This is a genomic window from Marinospirillum sp. (assembly GCF_014859565.1).
This window is the reverse complement of the sequence record NZ_JACUUA010000353.1, coordinates 1-2638: the sequence shown is the minus strand read 5'-3', so window position 1 is coordinate 2638 and position 2638 is coordinate 1. Positions and strand designations below refer to the sequence as shown.

Below are 2638 nucleotides of genomic sequence, written 5' to 3'. Positions count from 1 at the left end.
TGGACGTCATTTTATTCTGGCCAGCGGCAGAGATATTGCCGAACGGGTTGCCGTGACTGATCAGGTGCACAATCTGTTGGCTGATGCGCAGATTGAATCCCGCCAGGATAAAACAACCGCACTTTACCAGCGTGATGCTTTCCTGCAAGTGTTCCGTGAGTTGCTGGATCAGGTTGGGCCGAACGGTTTGCGTCTGGCACTGGTCACCATTGATATGAAAAATCTGCACGAAATTAACGATCAGTTCGGTCAGAGTATTGGTGACAGAGTGCTGCGAAACATGGGTAGCCTGCTGCAGCATTGTGTTAGCCGGGATGATATTTGTGCGCGCTTCAGTGGTCGCAAATTATGTGTGCTGATGCCCGGCAAGGGTCAGCAGGATGGTTTATTGCTGGCAGAACGAATTAACAAGGCTTTGGCTAAAGTTAAATACTCGGAGTTTCCGACCCTCAGAATCCACTCATCCATTGGTGTGGCAGAGCTTCCTCAGCGCGGTGAGCCTGAGCTATTGCTCGAAAAAGTCATAACTCGGATGCGTGAACTCAAAACCCCTGATATGGCTCATGAAATCCATCGTCTGGGCTTGGTAATACTGCAGCTTTAGTCCATTTTCAGCTTTATACTGCAGTGCGACAAAGTGTCCGAGCCTATGCGGCTACATCACACACCTTTATCCTTGGATTCTCTATAAATGTCTTTAGAATAACCTAAAGACTTTATATGGAGCCTCCATGTTTCACAGTCAGGTTGTTCGTCCCGCGTACCGTCCCAGCTTTGCCACAGCTATTCAGGAAGAGTTTCTGCTGGTCGATTTACAAACGCTGGATGTGATTGTTGAGCAACCGGTGGAGTTGGTTGCAAGGCTCCAGAAAGAGCTGGGTGAGCGAGTTCGCCCAGAACTGCTGGGTGCCCAGATTCGTACAGCAACCCACTTTCATGATGATCTGGGAAAGTTGCATAAAGAGGCTGCGGAGCTGCGGCAACACCTTGGTCGGATTGCCGCTGATTTTGATCTGGCACCGATGGCTGCAGGCACTCATCCTTTTGCTGACTGGCATCGTCAGCGTCAGACTCAGACCCGTGATGGCAAACAGCATGCCATGGCGCTGGAGTTAAGAGATCTTTCCCGGCGTTTGTTAACCTGCGGCATGCAGATCAAGGTGATGATTGAGGAGCCGGATCTGCGAATTGACCTGATGAACCAGGTTTCTTACTTTGTGCCGCACATTCTGGCGTTATCCACCAGTTCACCCTTCTGGCTTTCTGCTAATACTGGGCTTAAAAGTTACCGGGTTAGTGCTTTTTCCGAGTTACCCCGCACCGGTTTGCCGGATTTGTTCGACTCTTGGGCTGATTTTGAAGCACATACCAGTGTATTGATTCAGGCGGGATTGATCGAAGACACTTCGCGCTTGTGGTGGGATCTGAGACCATCCAGTCGGCACGAGGCATTGGAGATGCGGGTCGCTGATTCCTGTACCCGGCTGCAGGATTCGGTTGCCATTGCAGCACTTTATCGTTGCCTGTTGCGTTATCTCTACCGTTTGCGCCTCAAAAACCAGCGCTGGAGAAGTTATGCACGAATGCTGATCAATGAAAATCGCTGGCGAGCTCAGTGTTACGGCATTGATGCCGGCCTAGTTGATTTAGGTACTGGTGAGATACGTCCATACAAACAGTTGCTGCTGGAGTTGCTGGAGATGCTGGCGGAGGATGCAAAAGCACTGGGTTGTGAGATGGAGCTGGATACCTGTGCCAAGATACTCAGCAAAGGCACCAGTGCCCACCTACAGGTGGGTGCTTATACCGCCGCCAGACGATCAGGGTGCTCTGAAGAAGCGGCCTTGCTGGATGTTGTCCGGTTGCTGCTAGACATCACCCAGCAAGGTTAAAGATCAGAGACCTTTTAGTCTTTGATGGCTCCACGTAATTCCATGCCACGCCAGCGTCCATACATCATGGCAGCGCAGAATAATAGCAGCGCCAGAAAGGCCTGCAGGGCACCAATACCCGTTTTTCCGGGAATGATAAAGGTGGTTACACCCTGCATAAAATACACTAGGCTGACAAAACATAACCAAGCATGACCACGTGGATTTTTGGTCAGCACTGCAGGTAAAAAAACCAGCAAGGGCAGCCACAGCACCGGCAGGATAATAAAAAGACGTGCACCTTCGGGCAAAGGAAAAATTACCACACCTGCCAGCAGTACTGCCAGTAGGCCAAAATAACTCAGTAGTGTCAGAAAGCGGCTGACAGCCAGCTTGTTGTTCAGTTCTTTACGGGGTAGGGGAGCAGCAGGTTTCACAGGTTCGCCTTGTAGAATAGTTACATTAATTTTAATGCCAGCCGGGCAATACGTTCACCCTGTACACGACAAAGCCGGGCTTCGGTGCTGCTCAACTGGGTATTACCCTTGATACCCGCTAGATGACTGGCTCCATAAGGTGTACCACCATCTGTGGTGCTGCTTAATTCCGCGTTGGAATAAGGGATGCCCGCCCAGATCATGCCATGATGCAACAAAGGCAGCGCCATGGTCAGCAGAGTGGTTTCCTGTCCGCCATGCAGGCTGGATGTGGAGGTAAAGGTGCCTGCCGGTTTATCAATCAGGGCACCGGATAACCACAGGCTACTG

General features: G+C 50.9%; 3 protein-coding genes and 1 pseudogene. 2 read left to right on the top strand and 2 right to left on the bottom strand.

What is annotated here, in order from left to right; genetic code table 11:
- Together IBX50_RS19535 and IBX50_RS19530 are read left to right on the top strand one after the other, a co-directional pair.
- A partial coding sequence (locus IBX50_RS19535) for a GGDEF domain-containing protein (protein WP_292258068.1) occupies positions 1-604 on the top strand: 604 nt, incomplete at its 5' end.
- 127 nt (positions 605-731) lie between these two features.
- Positions 732-1892 carry a carboxylate-amine ligase gene (locus IBX50_RS19530; protein WP_292258067.1) on the top strand — a complete coding sequence of 387 codons (1161 nt, stop codon included), beginning with the start codon at positions 732-734 and terminating at the stop codon, positions 1890-1892.
- A gap of 14 nt (positions 1893-1906) precedes the next feature.
- Here the strand turns inward: IBX50_RS19530 and IBX50_RS19525 are convergent, their stop codons facing one another.
- Together IBX50_RS19525 and IBX50_RS19520 are read right to left on the bottom strand one after the other, a co-directional pair.
- Positions 1907-2308, bottom strand: a complete 402-nt coding sequence (locus tag IBX50_RS19525) for a DUF2069 domain-containing protein (RefSeq protein ID WP_292258066.1) — start codon at positions 2306-2308, stop codon at positions 1907-1909.
- A 20-nt stretch (positions 2309-2328) separates the two neighbouring features.
- A pseudogene (locus IBX50_RS19520) lies at positions 2329-2638 on the bottom strand (NAD(P)H-quinone oxidoreductase); the annotation flags it as partial.

Bases quoted from the DNA above. Each gene is read 5' to 3' on its own strand.
- IBX50_RS19530 (WP_292258067.1), top strand. From the start codon at position 732: ATGTTTCACAGTCAGGTTGTTCGTCCCGCGTACCGTCCCAGCTTTGCC.